Source organism: Roseixanthobacter pseudopolyaromaticivorans (assembly GCF_043195145.2).
Lineage (GTDB): Bacteria > Pseudomonadota > Alphaproteobacteria > Rhizobiales > Xanthobacteraceae > NCEH01.
Map to the genome: position 1 here is coordinate 4,060,959 of NZ_CM195539.1, position 18,704 is coordinate 4,079,662.

Below are 18,704 nucleotides of genomic sequence, written 5' to 3' on the forward strand. Positions count from 1 at the left end.
GGTCCGGCGGTTGAAGGCAATGAAGGGCACGATGCGGTGCGCCTTCAGCCAGTTGCGCAGATGCTCTGCCTCATAGGCCTTGTAGCGCTCAACCGCGGGTTTGAGCGCGCAGCTTCAAGCATCGGTCGGGCCATGCTGATATCGGCGATGTTGCCCGGCGTCAGTCCGATGGCGACCGGCCAACTGCGATGAGCGGCCAGGCAATGAACCATCAATATACGACCTAGCCATATGACCGTCCCCGATCAGAGCCCGATCCTAGCAGCACATCATATAAAATATGGTAATAATTTTCTGGATATTCTGCCTAGCATCCCATTAACGTGTTTCAAAAATCAAAATATATGAGACGATATTTATGTTCTGAAATATCAACGCGTTGACTGTCTCGTAATATAGTCTCATAATGCGCAAATGATTATTGGCTACGCGCGCGTCTCAACTGATGGGCAAACTTTAGACAGCCAGATCGAACGCCTCGGGGCCGCCGGTTGCGAGAAGCTATTCCAAGAGACGGCAAGCGGCGCCAAAACGGACCGCCGACAGTTGCGAAAATGCTTAGCGGCGTTGCAAGCCGGTGATACGCTTCTCGTCGTCCGGCTTGATCGCTTGGCGCGCTCGACGCGTGATCTGCTCAATATTCTCGCCGAGATCGCCGAGCGCGGTGCCGCCTTCAAGTCTCTCGGCGATGGCTGGGCCGATACGACCACGCCGCATGGCCGCCTCATGTTGACCGTACTTGGCGGCCTTGCCGAATTCGAGCGAGAGCTGATCAGAACACGCACAGGAGAAGGCCGCATGCGCGCCAAGGCGCGCGGCGTGCGATTCGGCCGCAAGCATGTGCTCTCGGCCGATCAGCGTGCCTTCGTTGCCAGGCGAAGGGCGGAGGGAGAGAGCGTGCGCGAACTCGCGCGAATCACAGGCGTGAGCAAAGCCACTATCAGCCGTATTGGACCCATGGAGTGAGGTCGTTGCGCCAGGAACGGAAGTTTGCCGCTACGGCGACGAATGGCCGGTTTGGGGCCCGGTTGCAGACAGTCCGCTTGTGCGTGTAGATCGTAGAATGCTGTCATTCGACTCTCGATTCCATTGTGAACATCCAATGGCTCAAGCCGCGAGCCATGCGCAATTTCAACCGTTACCTGAGTGAGCTCACACTTTTTCGGATGTCGGATCAGCCCTCGTCCTCAGTCTCGGAAAAACGACGAACAAGGAGAGCTATGGCAGATAGCGCTATCGACAAAGTACGCGCCTCGCGAGATGGGCACCAATACCACGAAGCTTGGTTGGCGAGGCGCGCGTTGGCGTTGCTGGTGCCGCGCGACAAGCTATGCGGGATTGCCGTGGAAGGGCTGTCTGTTGAAGACCAGAAGGGTGCCAGCCAGGCGACTAACGAGATCGCGGATGCTACCTTCTACTACGGTCCGGCGCCAAATTTTCGAGATGCGACGCGCATCGAAATAGCGCAATTCAAATACTCGATTGCAAAGGAGACCACCAATTTTCTCGCCTCAGATGCCGCCGAGACGCTTGCAAAATTTGCGAAATCAGAAGCGGCGTTCTTATCAAGACCTGACCAGTCGAGCGTGGAATGCAAGATTTCTTACGCGATCTACACCAATCGACCCATCAGTCCTGAACTGATCGGTGCCATTTCTTCTTTGGCTGAAGGGACTGTGCCGTCGAATAAAAAAATTCGCGTACAGTACGACCATCTTTTAGATGCGATTCCTTTGAGTGGCGAACAACGCAAGGTGTTTGCGGCCAAGCTGTCGCTCTATGGTCAAGGGGGCGATCTGCGTACAGTCGAAAAAGGCAATGCGCGTATCATTGCTGACTGGTCGGCGTCGAGTGACGCCATTGCACGCGCTAGGCTGGGTGAGCTTCGGCAATTGGTGCGTAATAAAGCTGGTCATGCCGGACAGCAGAACAACATCATCACTCACATCGACGTGCTGGCGGAACTCGGAATTGCTCACGAGCGCGACCTCCTTCCCACTCCGCAGGCGTTTGCTGAACCGGGTCCGGTCGTCGAACGCGAGCAATTGCGCCCGTTCCTAAATGAGCTGGCCAGCTCAAACCTATGGATTGTTCATGCAGCCGGCGGCGTCGGCAAGACCGTCTTCCTTCAGAGCGTCGCAACTCGCCTGGCCGAGACCGACGAAGTGGTCATCTTCGATTGCTTTGGCGGTGGCGCTTACCGTTCGCCCCTCGATGTCCGGCATCGCCCTGAGCAGGGATTGATGCACATCGTCAATGAACTCGCATGTCGTGGCCTGTGTGATCCCATCCTTCCTGGCGCCACCGATGCGACAGAGGTGGTGCGCCGGAGTGTCCAACGTTTCTCGCAGTCCATTGAGGTCTTGCGCCGTGTCCACCCTGCGGCGCGTCTGATTGTCATGATCGACGCCGCCGACAATGCAGCCATGGAGGCACGCGACCGGGGGCAGGCCTCATTTCCACAGATGTTGCTTGAGAGTTTGTCGTACCTTTCGCCGTCCGTCGATGGTCTCGTGTGTATCGCGACAGCGCGGACCGAGCGTCGCGCGCTGGCGATTGGCCGGAGCCAGTGCAAGGAATTCGCGCTCAGCGCATTCTCGATCTCCGAAAGCCAGGCCTTTATCAAGAAGCGGCGTCCCGAATCCACGGCTTCCCAGATCGAAGCCATTCACCGCCGCTCGAACGGCAATCCCCGGGTGATGGCCAATCTGATTGAACCGGATCGATCCTTAGCCGAAGTCGATACCGGTGCCGCCGATATCGATCTGAACGATCTCATTAGCCAGAGAATTGAGAAGGCGATACGCCTAGCCGATGATAAGGGCAGCACGCGCCAGGAAGTTGCAGCGTTTCTTTGCGCCCTTTCGGTACTTCCTCCTCCGGTCCCCGTCGACGAAATAGCGGCAGCGTTCGGAATTGCTCGTTCCGAAGTGGAAAGCTTCGCAGCGGACCTCTCGCCGCTTCTGGAGCGTACGCGCCACGGGCTTATCTTCCGCGACGAACCGACGGAAACGTTGGTTCGGCAATCCTACGGGCAACAACTCTCGCTGCTGGAAGGCGTCGCAACACGTTTGACCAGCTCACAGGGATCTTCGGTTTATGCGGCCCGGTCTCTTCCCGCGCTGCTCTTTGCGATGGGACGGACCGATTTACTGCGTGCTCTGGCATTCGATACTCGGTTCCCGGCTGAACTCGACAGCGATCTGGCAAAACGCGCTATTCGGCTCAATAGGCTGCGGACGGCGGTGGGCGCGGCCGCCAAGGATAAGGATTTCAGCGCCACCGTCGATCTGCTGGTCGAGCTAGCCGCACTCGTGATCGTTGACGAGCGCGGGGAAGACTATTTGCTCGAACAGCCGGACTTGGTGGTCGGTCTCGGCGATCCCGAGGCGTTGCGGCGTCTGTTCGAAACACGCACCGGCTGGCCTGGAACACGCCACGCTCGATTGGCGACCGCTTATATCGCCGACGGCGATAGTCCCGAGGCATACGGGCATGCCGTCAGGGCGGATGACTGGCACCGATGGCACCAACAACAAGATGAGGAGCAACGTCGGGGCGGTGGTCCCGAATACAGCGATTTCGCTTCCATTGCCTTCTATATGTTCGCCAAGGGTAACGCACAAAATCTTGCGAGTTATATCTCCTGCTGGAAGCCGTTCTACGGATTCTTGGTTGCAAACCGACTGTTCGAATACTGCGCGGCGACGGAGGCATTCGGCAAACTGCCTGAATTTGCGAAGACGCTGGTCAGAGTTTTCTCCATGGCTCGAGTGCCCCCGGCGCTGATTGTCGCATCGTTCGCGAACTTTCCTAACTTTTCTTCCCGGTCCCAAGCACGGTCGTTGATGAAAAAAGTCGCGGCAAAGCTGGGTACCGCCAAGGATCTTCCTGACGAATTCAGTAGCAGGCAGCACGATGACACATACCGCAAGGCATTGATGCGGTGCGCCGTCCGAATGGCGAATCTCGGCATGACGAGGGAGCTGAATGCGACATTGCTGGTCGCGGCAACTGAACGCTATGGTATTTGGTTGCTGCGTGAAGCGTGGCATATCGAGCGGCTCGTTCCGTTTGCGCTAGGCCTCGCCGCCCGCTGCGTGATCGAGTCGCGCGTAGCTAACTTCTTCGATTGTCTGCCACAGGAACTTTGGGTGTTGATCGAGGACGCCCCACGGCCTTCGACGGATAAGGCGCAGCGGGAATTGTTGAATCAGCGCCTCAAAGAACTGGAAAGGACCACGGACAAGACAACGGCGCAAATCGAGGAACGACGGAAGAAAGGAACACTGTCGTCATCGGAGCGATACCACGTATCGGATAGTATTTTTCGCGGCGTCCTCCCTCTGCTTGAATTGATGAGACAGCTTACGACCATGATCGCAGCTGTGAAATCCGCCGACAGGAAGGTGGCAACTTCTGCGTTCTTTGATGCATGGAAAACGCAGCAGACGAAGACCAGCGAACGCGGCTCGTATGTCCCGCGTGAGCAGGTGCTATTTGCAAATGCTCTCTACAAGGGATGCGCATTCGAGCTCTTCACAGCGCTCGATCTGCTCACGCCGGTCACCGCCCCGCAATTGGCCGATTGTTTGGAGGCATGCGAAATCTTGGCGCCCGAAACAGTGATCGGCTTCGTCAAACGGCTCGCGGAGCGGCACGACTGTCACAGTCATGCTGGGAGCCTGGCCGTGTTGGCCGTCCGATTGATTGAGCGCGAAGAGGAAGTACAACATCGCAGCCAATTGTTCGCCCAACTGTCACGCGCGCTTCTGCGCGCCAATCGCGCCGAAGCCGCATCGGTCTTCAAACGCGGATTGAAGGAGCTCGAGGCCATAGGCTCGGGCGACTACGAATTCACGTACGAACTCTTGGAATTTGCGGCCACCTTGCGCGGTGCCGGTTTGCCGCCGCCGCTGGCGCTTCGCCTTGCCAAGATTTCCGAGATCAATGTCTATGACTCGCATAAATGGCATTGGCCGCTGACGGCGAGGGCTTTTTCCCGGGTCTCGGGTGCTGCGTACCTTGCACAAATTGCCCGCTGGCATGATCGCGGCAAAGTTGATCTGAGCCTTACGCTGCCGTCTGCGCTCACGCATCTAATGAACGACGGCGCATTGAGCTCGTCGTCGGCCGTGTCACTTCTTTGGCTGGTTGATCCGCAGCCTTTGTGGCATTGGGGCTGGAACGATCTCGTCAGGGCCTTGCTTAAGCGAGGTGCTACCGACGCAATTCTGCATGAAGTGCTCGATCAATACGAGCACTCGTTTCCCGGCCGCTCTTCCAGACACTACCTCGCGGAACTCCGTAAAGCCTTCGATTCCGATCCAAAGATAGCGGCCAGGTTTGTCGCGCGCCTTGAACTTTTGAACGGCGCGGCACGTTGCGGCGAGAAACCGATACCGAAAGCCGCCCATCTATGTCGAACCACACCGGGCCGGATATTGTTCGCAAGAAGGAGGAGGCGACCCGGGAAGCCGTGCTGAAAGACGCGTTGGCCGCTGCCGACCCAACCGATGCTGCGTCGTTCGAGGGCTTTGTGGAAAAATTGGAAGCTCTGCCCGGTTGGCCGTTCAACAAATCGCAGGTTCATAGGTCGCTGCGTGCTCGCGTTGCCTATGTGGATCGGGCCAAGCACCTGGAAGCTATCGTATCGGCTCGAAATTTAGAGCTCTCCGAAAAGAATGACTTGATGCAAGCCGTCAAGGACGAGTGGGCAAAAGACTCGCCGACTCAACTGGCGTCTCTGTCCGGTTTCGGCGTTCGACTCGTTCGCCAGCATGCCAAAGACCTGATTAGCAAAAAATGGGGCTTTGCTTCCGACATCCACAAACTGTCGGAAGTGACGGGAACACCGATCGACGAACTCGCCATTGCACTGGTCGAGGCGGCGACGACCAGGGAACTGGATGCCTCGGCGATAACGTGGCTAAGCACCGCGACAATCCTCTCAAAACGCGCCGATGCGGCCGCGCCACGTGCTGCACTTGCCCGTCTACTCGACAGTGGTGCGGCAAGACTCGCGGACGACATCGGCGACGGACCATGGCGCGAAGAGCTGAACGCCGGAACGGACCCGGACCAAATAGCCGCCGGATTGCTATTGTTCGTACTCGGCTCACCGGTTGCCAATGAACGTTGGCGGGCGGCACATGCGGTTCAAGCGATGGCCAGGCATGGGCATTGGTCCGTCATCGCGCGGATGTTCACGCTGTTCGGTGCTGCCGATGCCGGGGCGTTTCAGGACCGGTCGCTCCCGTTCTTCAAACAGAACGCGCAGCTATGGTTTTTGTTGGCCGTTGCCCGCGTCGCGCTAGATCATCCGTCCGAAGTCTTGCGTTTTCAATCCAACCTGGAAGCAGTGGCCTTCGATGATACCTTCCCGCATGTCGGACTTCGCGAAGCAGCATCTGAGGCCTTGCGGCATTGTCTCGTGGGCCGGCGTGTTGCGAACGCGAAGAAGCTTCAGGCAAGGATCGGCAAGGTGAACGTTTCGCCGTTTCCCCTTGCCAAGACGCGCACCAACGCCGTCCGGGATTTCCCGTGGGAGCGGCCGAAAGATGTTCCGAAACCGGAGCCGCATTTCTTTTTCGACTACGACTTCGAAAAGTACAAAATCGACAATTTGGCGAGGGTGTTCGGACTTCCGATGTGGCGCATCAAGGACCTCAGCCATGAATGGATTAGGGCATGGGCGCCCAGCGTTACGTCGATGAACGACTTTTCCGGCAGGGATCGCCCATACAGTCAGCGCGGCTATTATCGGCCAACTGAGGAAGCGTACCAATCGCACGGCACTTATCTTGCCTGGCATGCGCTGGCGCTCGTCGCAGGGCACCTGCTTTTGGCGCGTCCCGTTACGGATGAGAGCTACTATGACGATCCGTGGCAGGATTGGTTGTCAGAGTACCGCATCACGCGCAAGGACGGTTACTGGATATCCGATGGGACCGGGCGCTGTCCCCTGGTTGCGTTGAATGATCTGAGAACGGGCGTCGGCGATGAAGCGGAACGAGATCTGCTAATTACCGACAAGACGTTCCTGCTGTCGCTTGCCGGCATAGGGCTTCAGTTGCCGGAGGGCCTTGCCGTTCAAGCATGGTGGAAATCGCCGGATGGTGTGGATTGCAGTGTCATGTCCAGCCTAGTCGATCCAAGGCAAGCGGAGTTGACGGCGCTCGCCGTTGCAACATCACCCACGTTTCATATGTGGCTGCCCTTTCATGAGCCGCACGACGAGGAAGACCCGCGTTTCCGTCACGATGAGATGCAACCTTGTGAGCCGTGGATTACGCATCTCCAGCGGTCGGAGAGTTTGGACGAACGCGATCCTTTTGGTGCTCCGTCGGCGCTTTCCATCTATCGGCCCGCGACGTCCGTCATCCAACGCTTCCAACTCACTGCGACCGAGCCTTGGTCGCATGCATGGCAACAGAAGAACGGTTCGACAGCGTTTCGATACAACGCATGGGGCGGCTGGCAAGGCAACGGCGAAAGCGAAAACCGGCATACCGGAGCTGCACTCTACTGCGACCGCGCGTTCCTATCGAAGCTTCTGACCGACCTGGATCGTGACCTTATCGTTCTGGTCAAACTCCAACGCTATCAGGAGAAGAAACGATACGGCGACGATGCGGGTGAAGACGGAGAATTCACCCACTCATTCGCTGTTGCTGTTTTAGACAAGGAACTCAACGCTCGCGTAATCGAGGCGACACCGGCGCAAGCAGACGCCGTTTTGAAACTCGGTCAGCACGACGTGTACAATTTCGCCAGACGGTTTCGAACCATCAAAGGGCTGGCGCAGGATAAAAAACCAGCGCGCAATGCGCGTTCAAGTGGCAAGAAGCGTCAGTAACGCACCGACTTCGCCGGCCGGGCTCCGCTCGCTTCGCTCCCCAAGCCGCGCTAGATCCGGCGTTGCTGGAAGGCGCGGCGCAGCCACCGCAATATCTGCTTTCGGGCGGAGGCAAGGATCGCCTCTAAGACCGAAATGGGGGCGCAAAGCGGCCGTTTACAACGTTGCGCTGAGAGGGCCGCTTTGGGTCGACAGTACCAGTTGCACCTTGATCGCCGGGCATCGCTTCCGGCAGGCCAATGGTCTCAAGTTGAGACCATCCACCATCCCTCAGAAGGGCTTCCAACCGGTTCGCATCAGGCTGGAGCCTCCTTCACGACGGCAAGCCTCATCATAGCCGCGAGCCGTCGTGTCCCGCCCGCCATTTCTCTCACGAGGTAGCAGCAGAAGCGAATCAGAGGAAAGCCTGGTCCCAACCGCCTTCAGGGCATATTGGGTCATGTGATCAGGGGTTACGAATACGCGCCCGACCCATATGCGCCGCACGCGCGTATCTCTAATCAGTGCAGCATTATTTTCAGTCGCCCAGAGATGGAGTTTCTCTCGAAAGCGAGAGACAGGCGGCTGCAGAAAGATTGCATGGCAATGCAGGCCGTCATTCAGAGTGACGTCATTGAGCTCAACTTTGGTGTGTTTTGGAACGGGCAGATCCGGCGCGACAAGCATCAAGGGCAGCTTGTGGCGCTCTTGATGGGAATTCGGTCGGCGAGCAAAACGCGTGATGATCCGAGAATATATACGTTCGATATCGGCGTGCATCTGATCGATTTTTTTCGCTTTAAGCGAAAAAGTGAGAGGGTGAAACATGAAGCTCATGAAGAAGGGCCTATACCCTTGCTCAACTTGATCTGAGACCCACTCCCCATAGGCGAACTGGAGCTCTCTCGCTGGGGTATAAGGCACTCCCTGATGCCCGAGATTAGAAGCCATGATATACACCTCATATAAGCAGATAATTGATACATTGCATAATCGACAGATATCTCATCATCGAATGTCTCTGTTTGTTATATAGAAAATTGATGATATTGATGTATGTCGATGATGTAGATAGTCATGTCTAAAGAGGCATGTGTTTCATTGCCATTTAGACATGACTATTCATATGCAGAGCGATTTTGCACCACATTGAATTGGCATGAGGTCGTTGCGATTGCGTTCGGGATTGCCACGACGCGCGCTGGCGACATGACTAATTAACAGTATTGCAAAATTGTCGAATTGCGATGCGAGGGGCAGGTTTCGGCATGCAAATCCCGGCGAAACCATAGCTTCGGAGGGCATTAGGTGTCGAAGGCGCCGATTTACTGCTTACCTACTCCGGCGCGCTCTTGCAGCAAGCGAAAAGCCACCTACAGATAGGCGCAGCGTTAAGCAAGACCTTCATGCCGAACTCCGCGGAGATCACGCAAGGCATCGTATTTTGGTGGTGCTTAAAGGCCGATTACCTTTGCCCAAGCCACTGCGATTTCATCGAGTTAGCTGCTCTCGAAATGCCTGTAGAGGCACGCGAGATTGGCCTCCGAAGTAGCGGGCTTATACTGAAATAATTGCTCAAGGTGAGCAGATAGGCTGGCCGAAACAGGTCATAGTTTTGAGGCTCTGCGCCGAGTTCGCACGCGGGGGGATCACGGAAGGCCCTGTGCCAGCGTAACCGGCCTGAAAACGTATCCCCGAAAAGTGCCGGCTACCCGTGTGATCACTTTGCACCTGCGCGTTCGAAGAGGCGCAATTTTTGCGCGATTTAGTTTCAGTTGATTAATCTGTTTATTAACAAGAGTGAGAGCGACAGATGTGGTCGAGACAGATGGCTGCCTCGACCCTGCCATTTCAAAGCCAAACTTTTCCGGGTCAGACTGCGTTTGACGTGGTGCTCACGTGCTTATTTATGCGCAGCAGCGCTTGCTTTCGACACCTCGACCGCGAGTTCGACAAGCCCCTCATATCGAAGGCATAGTACGTATGGCTTCATGGTCGAGAAGCCCTTCACCTTCACTTGGCGGACATGATGCAAGGCGTCCTTCCCGGGCATGAGCACCCCGCGCAGCTGCCACTGCCGCAGGATTTCCTTCTGTTCAGCAGGGGCGACGAGGTCGTCAAGGCGGTGTCGGAAGATAGCCAAGACGCGTTGGTTGTTCGACTTTCTTCGGAAGCCCAATGCGGAATCTCTTATGTCCGAAGGAAAAGCGTCGCCTTCTGCGACGACGGGAAATTTTTCGGAATCAAGGCGTGCTGCCGCCACACGGCGTAGTACGGCCTCGGCCCTTTGCTCCGCTGTCGGCTTCAGTGCACGCTTGAAAACTCTAAGAGCGCAGCGCGAAAGATGCTTTGCTGTAAAGGGGACCACGTTGTACTCGGCCGCCAGGCTTCCGGCTCCTACTAGAAGCGCGAAGGCCTTGGCCATCTCCGCCCCCACTTGCCCCACATAGGGCTGGGTCTTGGCCTCGAAGGCGGCCATCGCCGCCTCGACCTTCTGGAGCGAGCTGTCGTCCGCCACGACGGCATGAACGAATTCGCGAACCAAATGACCATAATGGGATCGAATGGTCTTCATTGCGCGCCGCAGAAGCTTCGCGCGGGCCTTGGGGCCCTTCTGGAAGTCGAAAAGACCCTTGCCCTTTGCCAGCGTCAGAAAGGTCATGCCGGGGTTCGGTCGATCTTGGAGTGCTTCCGGGTCGTGCGAGTCTATTGATAACACTAGGGCCGGGGCATCGCTTGCTTGCTGAACGTGATCACCGGTCGAGCCCTGAACCTTGGTCGCTGCTGCGGCTGCTGCGGTCAGGGCACGGCGTCGGACTTTGAGATCTCCCCCGGCGTGGCGCGTGGAAACCGCTTGAATCAGAGTGGATCCTGAACCGGCAGAGAGGCGCCCCCGCTTGGTCAGATCGGTCACTGGCCAAATGTTCGCCTCAGAGGGATTTTCGACCATAGACATTGCCCACCGCAGGCAGAGCTCTCTTTCATCAGCTGTACCTCCGCTGAGGTGCAGAAGACCGATATCGGGCCCATCGATCAGGTCGAGAAGGGGTGCGGCGCAAGCCGCCGCAGCCATCAACGTCAGCACGCTGGAGGTTGCGAAAATCTCCTGCGTCGACGCCTTCCAGCCCTCGAAGGAGCCCGCGACCGGCGGCATGGCGACGCTCGCGGGGCCATCGAATTTCAGTTCATTTGGATCACGCCCGATGGTCATGTCGGGGAGGACAAAGCAGGTGCCATGCCAGCCGATCCGCCGGGTGACGTTGGTGATGGGTGCGCTCGTCCCCGTGAGTACCTTCTCGACGTCGGACCGGCACAGGCGCATATCCGTTGGCATCGCCACCCCCTTGGCGAGCAAATGCGCCAGGACTTTTCCGGGTGTTGCCGCCCATGATCGCGGCATCGAAATACGCAACGCTTCGCCGTCGGTGGAAGCGCATCCCAAAACGGCGGTGAATTCGCCCGTGTGTAAGTCCCTGCGCAACTCGGTGAGCGTGAGCCAATTGGGCTGAGGATTTGGAATATACATTTTCGTGATCCGCCGTGAGCACGTGAAACGTGCGTTGAAAAGGAATGCAGGGCGAGGCGCCGCTGCGGGTGGATTAACAAGATCGGCAAAAGGGGATGCGCACGCGCATGCTTCGCGGTGGGCCCGTGCGCGCGGATTAAGGACGATCGGTCCAGCCACGTTCCATCAGCAACCGGATATCCTCCGTGCGCCACGCTGTGATGCGGGGGCCAAGCTTCGTGGGTTGAGGATAACGCCCGGTCTTCACACCCAGCAGCCACGTGCTGCGCGATACCGGAATAGGCCCGTTCGGAGCGATTATATCAGTGAGGCGAACGAAGCCATTTTTGGAAAAGTCGATGCTCATATGAGCCTCCTCGTTTGGGGACGAGGGGGTTCACAAGATTCAAAAAAGAGGTCTCAAACGGCCTCGTAGATGCGTCTAGAGGGTCTCTAGACGCGAATTGGCCAAAAAATGACTAAATTTGAGATCGCATTCCGCACGACGAATTAAATCAAATAGCCCGTAAAAGGGGCTCATCCTTAGGACCAGTTTTTCGCTATGGATCGTTGCAGCGCGCGGGATCTTAAGGATCCCATTTTCGGTGCAGGGTGCTCACGTGCTCACGCTGACGGCAAGAAGGACGTTTGCAAAGGCGGATGAGCGAGCATGAGACATTGGTTCACGCTTGCGAAAGCGCATGGCGTCAGTTGGAATGAAGCCGATAACCGACGGGGCCGGTCCGGCATCATCTATTGAAAGCCGCATAATTGCGCCTCTCAGTTGGAGGCGCGGGGAATGTCTGTCGCAAAGGTGGCCCAGTCGTTCATCAGCGCACGGCGCTTCTCGAAAAGATCGCCGCGCCGATATGCAGCCTCCACCTTGCTTTCGATCGTGTGGGCCAATGCCATTTCGCAAACCTCGCGCGGATGGCTCGTAGCTTCTGATGCCCAATCGCGAAATGCGGACCGAAACCCGTGCGCCGTGATCTCAAGCTTGAGGCGGCGAAGCACCATCAGGAACGCCATATTTGACATCGACGATCCAGGCGAGCGGCCGGGAAAAATGAATCCCTCAGTTGTCATTTGAGCCGCCTGTTCGAGAATCTCAACGCAGCGCGCGGAAAGCGGCACGCGATGGATGCGCTTCGCCTTCATGCGCGCCGCTGGCACGGTCCATACTTTCTCCACAAGATCGATTTCGCTCCACTCGGCGCCGATCACTTCGCCAGTCCGAGCAGCCGTCAGGATCAGAAACTCAAATGCCAGCCGCACGTGCAGGGCGGCATCGCACGTGCTCATTCTAGTGATGAATGCTGGCACCTCAGAGAACGGAAGAGCGGCATGATGTTCCTTCTGTTTGCCCTGTTTCGGAAGCCCTCGCTCGACCCCTTCAATCGGGTTGTCGCCGGTCCGATAACCGGAGGCCTTAGCCCAGTCGAAAACAGTCCCAATTCGCTGCTTTAGCCTTCGGGCCGTTTCGGGCTTAACCAACCAGACGGGCGAGAGGACCCGCAACAATTGCGGCGTTCCAACCGTATCGATCCGCAGGCTGCCAATCTCTGGAAAAGCATAGGTCTTGAGTGTCATCAGCCACTGGGCGGCGTGCTTCGGATTCTTCCAGGAGGGCGCATGCTCGGCATGAACTCGCTCCGCGGCTTCGGCGAAAGTCGGGGCTACCGTCACCGTCTTGCGCCTCTCAGCGAGAGGATCACCTCCCTCCCGCGCGATCCGGCAGAACCCGAGAGCCTTCTCTCGCGCTTCGACAAGGCTGACTAGGGAGGCGCTCCCCAGCCCCATATCGCGACGTCGACCTTGGACCATAATGCGCAGCAGCCAGCGCTTGGCTCCGCTCTTATCGACCTCGAGGTACAGCCCGTTGCCGTCCGCATATCGCCCCGGTGTCTTTATCTGGCGCACCTGTAGAGCAGTCAGCGCCTTTTCCGGATGCCTACCACGCTTTTTCATCCGCCCAATTCAAGCCCCACATTTCACCCCACATACTAACTCGGATCTAGCGATATTTCAAGACACGTCGTCGAACAATAAAATTCAGTAACTCATTGACTCTAATAGGTCAATTTGAATGCCAGCGAACATCGTCGGACGTTAGTTTGGCAGATCTCTCTCGGCCATTTCAGTTCCTACACGAGGCGCGCCGCCGCCGTAGACCAGCGTGGCGATGGCGGAAATATAGGCCGGCCCCATCCGACAGACGCCATAGAGGCTCGGTCACCGGCGTGAGAGAAGGTTGGATTCGCTCGTTCACCGGCCTTCCGAACATTCCTGCATAAAGCCCCGGCGGCGCTCCGCCCACATAAGCGGGCGCGGCCGGAGAGGCTCCAAGCCCCTCCGCAATCGGCTATCGATCCACACGCGGTGGACTGACGGACCGATCGGAAAGGGGAACTCGGAGTCAGTTTGACGTCAGATGCCCGCCTGGGAGACGAACTTCGGGTTGAGATAGGCCTCGATCGCCTCGGAGCCACCCTCGGAGCCGTAACCGCTGTCCTTCACGCCGCCGAACGGCACTTCGGGCAGGGCGAGGCCCAGGTGATTGATGGTCATCATGCCGGCCTGGACCGACGAAGCGACGGCGTTCGCTGTCTTGGCCGAGCGGGTATAGGCATAAGACGCCAATCCGTAGGGCAAGCGGTTCGCCTCGTCCACGGCCTCTTCGAAATCGTGGAACGGCAGGATCATGGCGAGGGGGCCGAAGGGCTCGTCGTTCATCATGCGCATCTCGCGGCTGACGCCCGTGACGACCGTGGGCTCGAAGAAATAGCCTTTATTTCCGATGCGAGCGCCACCGGTGCGCAATTCGGCACCTTTCTGCTGAGCGTCGGCAAGCAACGCTTCCATGGCGGGGATACGGCGCTCATTGGCGAGCGGGCCCATGTTGATGCCCTCCTCCAGGCCGTTGCCCACCTTCAGGCTCTTGGCGACGGAAACGAAGCGGTCCACGAACTGGTCATAGACCTTCTCCTGCACCAGGAACCGCGTGGGGGAAACGCAGACCTGTCCGGCATTGCGGAACTTGGCGCCGGCGATCTGCCCGGCGGCGGCGTCCACGTCGGCGTCGTCGAACACGATCACCGGCGAATGGCCCCCGAGCTCCATGGTCACGCGCTTCATATGCTCGCCCGCCAGAGCCGCAAGCCTTTTGCCCACCGGCGTGGAGCCGGTGAAAGTCACCTTGCGGATGATGGGATGGGGAATGAGGTATTCGCTGATCTCCGCCGGCACGCCATAGACCAAGCCAATGACGCCATTGGGTACGCCAGCGTCGATGAAGGCGCGGATGAGCTCGGCCGGGGACGCCGGGGTTTCTTCTGGCGCCTTGACGATGATGGAGCACCCCGCCGCCAGTGCCGCCGAAAGCTTGCGCACCACCTGGTTGATGGGGAAGTTCCAGGGCGTGAAGGCCGCGACGGGGCCGACCGGTTCCTTGATGACAAGCTGATACACGCCAGGTGCCCGGGCGGGCACCACGCGTCCATAGGCGCGGCGGGCTTCCTCGGCGAACCAATCGATGATGTCGGCTGCGGCGTTGGTCTCCGCCCTGGCTTCGGCCAGGGGTTTGCCCTGTTCAAGCGTCATCAGGCGGGCGATGCCGTCGGCGCGTTCGCGCAGGAGATCGGCGGCCTTGCGCATGACCTTCGAGCGATCGAAGGCGGACACCTTGCTCCAGACCTTGAAGCCCTTGGCGGTGGCGTCGAGCGCGGCGTCGAGATCGGCGCGCGAGGCGTGCGCGACGGTGCCGATCTGTTCTTCAGTCGCGGGATTGAGCACGGGGATGGAGCGTCCATGCTCGGCATCGCGCCATACACCGTCAATGTGCAGCTGAACGTCAGGGTACATGAAGGCATTCCTTTGTGGGGCAACTCAACCGGCGGGATAGACTCGGGTTTTGAGAGAGTAAGCGGCGCCGGGCGCATCCCCGTTGGGAGGATGCGTTTATAGTTTCATGTACATAGGAATTTCAAAGCGGCGGCTCCAGGCCATTGTGTGGAAAGTGGCCTCTCAGCCGCATGCCGGGATGTCTCAGCCGGCGTTCTCCTGGAACACCCGCTGGGCCGCTCGGAACGCCTCCGCGCCCGTGGGAACCCCGCAATAGACCGTGAGATGGCGCACCACTTCCGTGATCAGCTCCTTGTCGCAGCCGTTGCGCAGCGCGAGGCGCACATGCGTCTCGAACTCCGCGAAACGGTGCTGGGCCGCGACGATGCACATGGTCATCAGGCTCCGGTCGCGCCACTCGGCTCCCTCCCGTCCCCACAAGCTTCCGAAGCAATAGGTGGTGATGAGGGTCTGAAAATCTTGGGTCAGGGCATCTTCCGCCGCAAATGCCTGCCGCGTTCTCTCCTCGCCAAACAAGGTGTTCCGGACCGAGAGGCCGGTTGAGAAATCATCGCTCATGATATTCCCTTCTCATGTGGGTAGGTCCATTCGGCCCGCCTAGGCGGACCGGCCCCTCTCCGGCTTGGCCATGGGCGCGGAAGCGGCCACGGTCAGGGCCGCGCCGTTGTCCTTCTCGGTGGCCAATCGTCCGCGGGCGGAGCGGGCCTTGACGAGCTGGCTTATCGCCATGGCGCCGAGAGTGAACAGCAGCAGCAGAACCGCGGCGGCTGCGATGGTCGGGTCGATGTCGTCCTGGAGGCCCTCCCAGATGCGCTTGGGCAGCGTGGCGATAGCGCGGCTGGTGAGGAACAGGACGACGATGAGCTCATCGAAGGAGTGGGCGAACGCGAACAGCGCACCGGAGAAAAGCCCGGCGGCGATATTGGGGAAGATCACGAGGCGCACCGCCTGCCCGGTGGACGCGCCGAGGCTCCTGGCCGCTTGCTCCAACTTCGGATCGACGGTGGCAAGGGCGGCGCTGACCGTAACCACCACATAGGGCAGGCCGACGATGGCATGGGCGATGATGACGCCGAGATAGGTGTCGTAAATGCCGAGCCAAGCCCACATCCGATACATGCCCACCGCCTGGACGATGGTGGGCACGATGAGCGGCGCCAGCATCAGGAGGCGCAGGGCGGTTGCGAGCCGGCCGCCGAGGCGCCAGCACGCGACCGCGCACAAGCCGCCGAACGCCACCGCAAGGCACGTGGCGCAGATCGCGATGATGAAGCTTTGAGCCGTCGAGGCCAGCCACACGGGGTCGCTGAAGAAGCTGATATAATTCTTCAGGGAAAGCCCGTGCTTGGGCATCGACAGGAACGGCTGGTCGGTGAAGGAGACCGGCAGGATCACCGTCAGCGGCACCACCAGGAAAGCAAGCACCAGCCAAGCCAGGACCAGGAGCGAGACGCGTGGAAAGGTTGTTCTGATTATGGACATCAGCCGAACGCCTTCCTGAGGTCGACGAACCGCGACATCACGGCGAGCAGGATGAGGACCACGGCCACGAGCGTGGTCGCAAGCATCGTCGCATAGCCCCAGCGCAAGGTCTCCTCGAAGCCGACGCGGATATATTCGGCAATCATGACCACGCGACCGCCCCCCAGCAGGGCCGGAATGATGAAGAAGCCGAGGGAATAGACGAACACCAGGACCGACGCCGCGAGAATGCCCGGCACCGACAGGGGCAGGTAGACCACCCGGAACGCCTGGAAGCCGGAAGCGCCGAGCCCGCGCGCGGCGTCCATGAGCTTGGCATTGATGCCGCGCAGGTTGGAATAGAGGGCAAGGATCGCGACGGGCAGACCATAATGCGCCATGCCGATCACCACGCCGACCTCATTTCGCAGCAGACGGAGCGGCTGGTGGATCAGCCCCATCGCCAGCAGCGCCTCGTTCAGTATGCCTTCCGTGCGCAGAAGGACGACGAAAGCAAAGGCGCGCACCAGCACACTGAATGAAAAAGTGGCGAGGATGCAGAAGATCATCCCCATCCGCTGGCGCGGGCCGACGACCGTCATGGCATAGGCAACGACATAGCCGAACACCACGGAGATCACCGTCGTGATGAGGCAGACGCGCAGCGTCGTCATCCAGATGCGGGCAATCAGCGGATTGGTTGCGATCTCCTGATAGTTCTCAAAACCGAGGCGCGGCTCACTGACGCTCAGCCAGAGCACCTGAAGGAGCGGGATGGCAAAAAACACCCCCATCATCAATATCGCGGGCAGGGCCAGGACCAAATAGCGGGAGCGTTCGCTACGGGAGAGCGCGGTGTCCGACATCAGTTTTCCCTCACGATCACGGCGTCGTCCGCCCCCCAGCCGATCCAGACCGAGGCATTCACCTCCGGCTTGGGCTCCGCGGGGTTTGGCGCCAGGCGCGCGGTCAGCAGGCCGAGATCGGGGCTTCTCACCTGCACGGAATAGGCCGACCCCTGATACTTGGCGTCGACGATCGTCCCCTCCAGAGCATTGGCGAGGTTTGGCCGCGCCCTCGAAACGGCGAGCTTCTCCGGCCGCAGGGCCAGCACCGGGGGATGGCTGCCGGCGACAGCGTGGGGCGAGCCTGACTGCACGATGGTGGCCTGCCCGACGGTGAGCTCGAAGCTGCCTTCGCGGGTGGCCGTCGTGCGCCCACGGATGAAATTGCTGTCTCCCAGGAAGCCCGCCACGAAGGCCGATGCTGGCCTGTCATAGAGATCGGCGGGTTTTCCAGCCTGCTCGATCCGGCCGCCCCGCAGGATGACGATCTCGTCCGACATGGACAGGGCCTCTTCCTGGTCGTGGGTCACATTGACGAAAGTCACGCCCAGGCGGCGATGAAGGGAGCGCAGCTCCCACTGCAGTTCGGCCCGCAATTGGCGATCGAGGGCAGACATGGGCTCATCGAGCAGCAGCAGGCTCGGCTCGAAAACCAGCGCCCGCGCCAGGGCGACGCGCTGCTGTTGACCGCCGGACAGCTGAGAGGGGTAGCGGTCCCCAAGATGGTCAAGCTGAACCATGCTCAGGCTCGCTCGGACCCTCTCCTTGGCACTGCCGCGGGAGACGCCGCGAACCCGCAGCGGGAACCAGACATTCTCCTCTACGGTCATATTCGGAAAAAGCGCGTAGCCTTGAAACACCATGCCGAAGTTCCGCCGCTCCGGCGGAACATCGGTAATGTCCCGGTCGTCCAGGAAGATCTGTCCCCTGGTCGGGGCCATGAAGCCCGCTATCGCCATGAGCAGGCTCGTCTTGCCGGAACCCGACGGCCCCAGCAGCGTGACGAACTGGCCGCGCGGAATACTCAGGAACACGTCGTCCAAGGCAACGTGCCGTCCATAATGCTTGCTAATGCCGTTCAGCCTGAGCGCATGCGACGCCCATTCCTGCGGCGCCGCGGTACCGGCGATCGTCATCGTCCGTGGTCCCCTTGTTGCTTGCCATGGCCGCGCAGGAGCGCTTGCCGCGAATTCCG

At 59.2% G+C, this 18,704-nt stretch carries 12 protein-coding genes; 3 read left to right on the top strand and 9 right to left on the bottom strand.

Features of this window, described 5'->3' with window-relative positions; all coding sequences use genetic code 11:
- The first annotated feature begins 414 nt into the window (after window positions 1–414).
- The 3 genes from V5F68_RS19065 to V5F68_RS19075 all read left to right on the top strand — a co-directional run bounded on the left by V5F68_RS19065 (window position 415) and on the right by V5F68_RS19075 (window position 7,858).
- On the top strand, window positions 415–966 hold the full coding sequence (locus V5F68_RS19065) for a recombinase family protein (protein WP_394016364.1): 552 nt from the start codon (window positions 415–417) through the stop codon (window positions 964–966).
- 254 nt (window positions 967–1,220) lie between these two features.
- Entirely contained in the window at window positions 1,221–5,486 is a 4,266-nt protein-coding gene (locus V5F68_RS19070) for a hypothetical protein (RefSeq protein ID WP_394016365.1), read from the top strand.
- Window positions 5,420–7,858, top strand: coding sequence for a hypothetical protein (locus V5F68_RS19075; protein WP_394016366.1), 2,439 nt, complete (start codon window positions 5,420–5,422; stop codon window positions 7,856–7,858). The genes V5F68_RS19070 and V5F68_RS19075 overlap by 67 nt, the downstream gene beginning before the upstream one ends.
- A 270-nt stretch (window positions 7,859–8,128) precedes the next feature.
- On the opposite strand, the gene V5F68_RS19080 is transcribed toward V5F68_RS19075, so the two are convergent.
- From V5F68_RS19080 to V5F68_RS19120, 9 genes are all read right to left on the bottom strand, one after another.
- A complete protein-coding gene (locus V5F68_RS19080; protein ID WP_509274581.1) occupies window positions 8,129–8,788 on the bottom strand; it encodes a hypothetical protein in 660 nt (219 codons plus the stop codon).
- 952 nt (window positions 8,789–9,740) lie between these two features.
- Window positions 9,741–11,363 (bottom strand): DUF927 domain-containing protein, encoded by a 1,623-nt coding sequence (locus V5F68_RS19085; protein ID WP_394016419.1) that lies wholly within the window; start codon window positions 11,361–11,363, stop codon window positions 9,741–9,743.
- Window positions 11,364–11,499: 136 nt separating this feature from the next.
- Complete coding sequence (locus tag V5F68_RS19090; protein ID WP_394016418.1) at window positions 11,500–11,709, bottom strand: helix-turn-helix transcriptional regulator; 210 nt, start codon at window positions 11,707–11,709, stop codon at window positions 11,500–11,502.
- A 413-nt stretch (window positions 11,710–12,122) separates the two neighbouring features.
- On the bottom strand, window positions 12,123–13,310 hold the full coding sequence (locus tag V5F68_RS19095; RefSeq protein WP_394016417.1) for a tyrosine-type recombinase/integrase: 1,188 nt from the start codon (window positions 13,308–13,310) through the stop codon (window positions 12,123–12,125).
- 459 nt (window positions 13,311–13,769) lie between these two features.
- Window positions 13,770–15,203: an NAD-dependent succinate-semialdehyde dehydrogenase gene (locus V5F68_RS19100; RefSeq protein ID WP_394016216.1), complete on the bottom strand. Its 1,434-nt coding sequence runs from the start codon at window positions 15,201–15,203 to the stop codon at window positions 13,770–13,772.
- A 183-nt stretch (window positions 15,204–15,386) separates the two neighbouring features.
- Window positions 15,387–15,761 carry a carboxymuconolactone decarboxylase family protein gene (locus tag V5F68_RS19105; protein WP_394016215.1) on the bottom strand — a complete coding sequence of 125 codons (375 nt, stop codon included), beginning with the start codon at window positions 15,759–15,761 and terminating at the stop codon, window positions 15,387–15,389.
- A gap of 39 nt (window positions 15,762–15,800) precedes the next feature.
- Window positions 15,801–16,685, bottom strand: coding sequence for an ABC transporter permease (locus V5F68_RS19110; RefSeq protein WP_394016214.1), 885 nt, complete (start codon window positions 16,683–16,685; stop codon window positions 15,801–15,803).
- A complete protein-coding gene (locus V5F68_RS19115; protein WP_394016213.1) occupies window positions 16,685–17,530 on the bottom strand; it encodes an ABC transporter permease in 846 nt (281 codons plus the stop codon). The genes V5F68_RS19110 and V5F68_RS19115 overlap by 1 nt, the downstream gene beginning before the upstream one ends.
- A complete protein-coding gene (locus V5F68_RS19120) occupies window positions 17,530–18,645 on the bottom strand; it encodes an ABC transporter ATP-binding protein (RefSeq protein WP_394016212.1) in 1,116 nt (371 codons plus the stop codon). Before V5F68_RS19120 ends, V5F68_RS19115 begins: the two co-directional genes overlap by 1 nt.
- Between the last annotated feature and the right edge of the window lie 59 nt (window positions 18,646–18,704).

Bases quoted from the DNA above. Each gene is read 5' to 3' on its own strand.
- V5F68_RS19065 (WP_394016364.1), top strand. From the start codon at position 415: ATGATTATTGGCTACGCGCGCGTCTCAACTGATGGGCAAACTTTAGAC.
- V5F68_RS19095 (WP_394016417.1), bottom strand. From the start codon at position 13,310: ATGAAAAAGCGTGGTAGGCATCCGGAAAAGGCGCTGACTGCTCTACAG.
- V5F68_RS19100 (WP_394016216.1), bottom strand. From the start codon at position 15,203: ATGTACCCTGACGTTCAGCTGCACATTGACGGTGTATGGCGCGATGCC.
- V5F68_RS19090 (WP_394016418.1), bottom strand. From the start codon at position 11,709: ATGAGCATCGACTTTTCCAAAAATGGCTTCGTTCGCCTCACTGATATA.
- V5F68_RS19120 (WP_394016212.1), bottom strand. From the start codon at position 18,645: ATGACGATCGCCGGTACCGCGGCGCCGCAGGAATGGGCGTCGCATGCG.
- V5F68_RS19080 (WP_509274581.1), bottom strand. From the start codon at position 8,788: ATGGCTTCTAATCTCGGGCATCAGGGAGTGCCTTATACCCCAGCGAGA.
- V5F68_RS19085 (WP_394016419.1), bottom strand. From the start codon at position 11,363: ATGTATATTCCAAATCCTCAGCCCAATTGGCTCACGCTCACCGAGTTG.
- V5F68_RS19070 (WP_394016365.1), top strand. From the start codon at position 1,221: ATGGCAGATAGCGCTATCGACAAAGTACGCGCCTCGCGAGATGGGCAC.
- V5F68_RS19075 (WP_394016366.1), top strand. From the start codon at position 5,420: ATGTCGAACCACACCGGGCCGGATATTGTTCGCAAGAAGGAGGAGGCG.
- V5F68_RS19115 (WP_394016213.1), bottom strand. From the start codon at position 17,530: ATGTCGGACACCGCGCTCTCCCGTAGCGAACGCTCCCGCTATTTGGTC.
- V5F68_RS19105 (WP_394016215.1), bottom strand. From the start codon at position 15,761: ATGAGCGATGATTTCTCAACCGGCCTCTCGGTCCGGAACACCTTGTTT.
- V5F68_RS19110 (WP_394016214.1), bottom strand. From the start codon at position 16,685: ATGTCCATAATCAGAACAACCTTTCCACGCGTCTCGCTCCTGGTCCTG.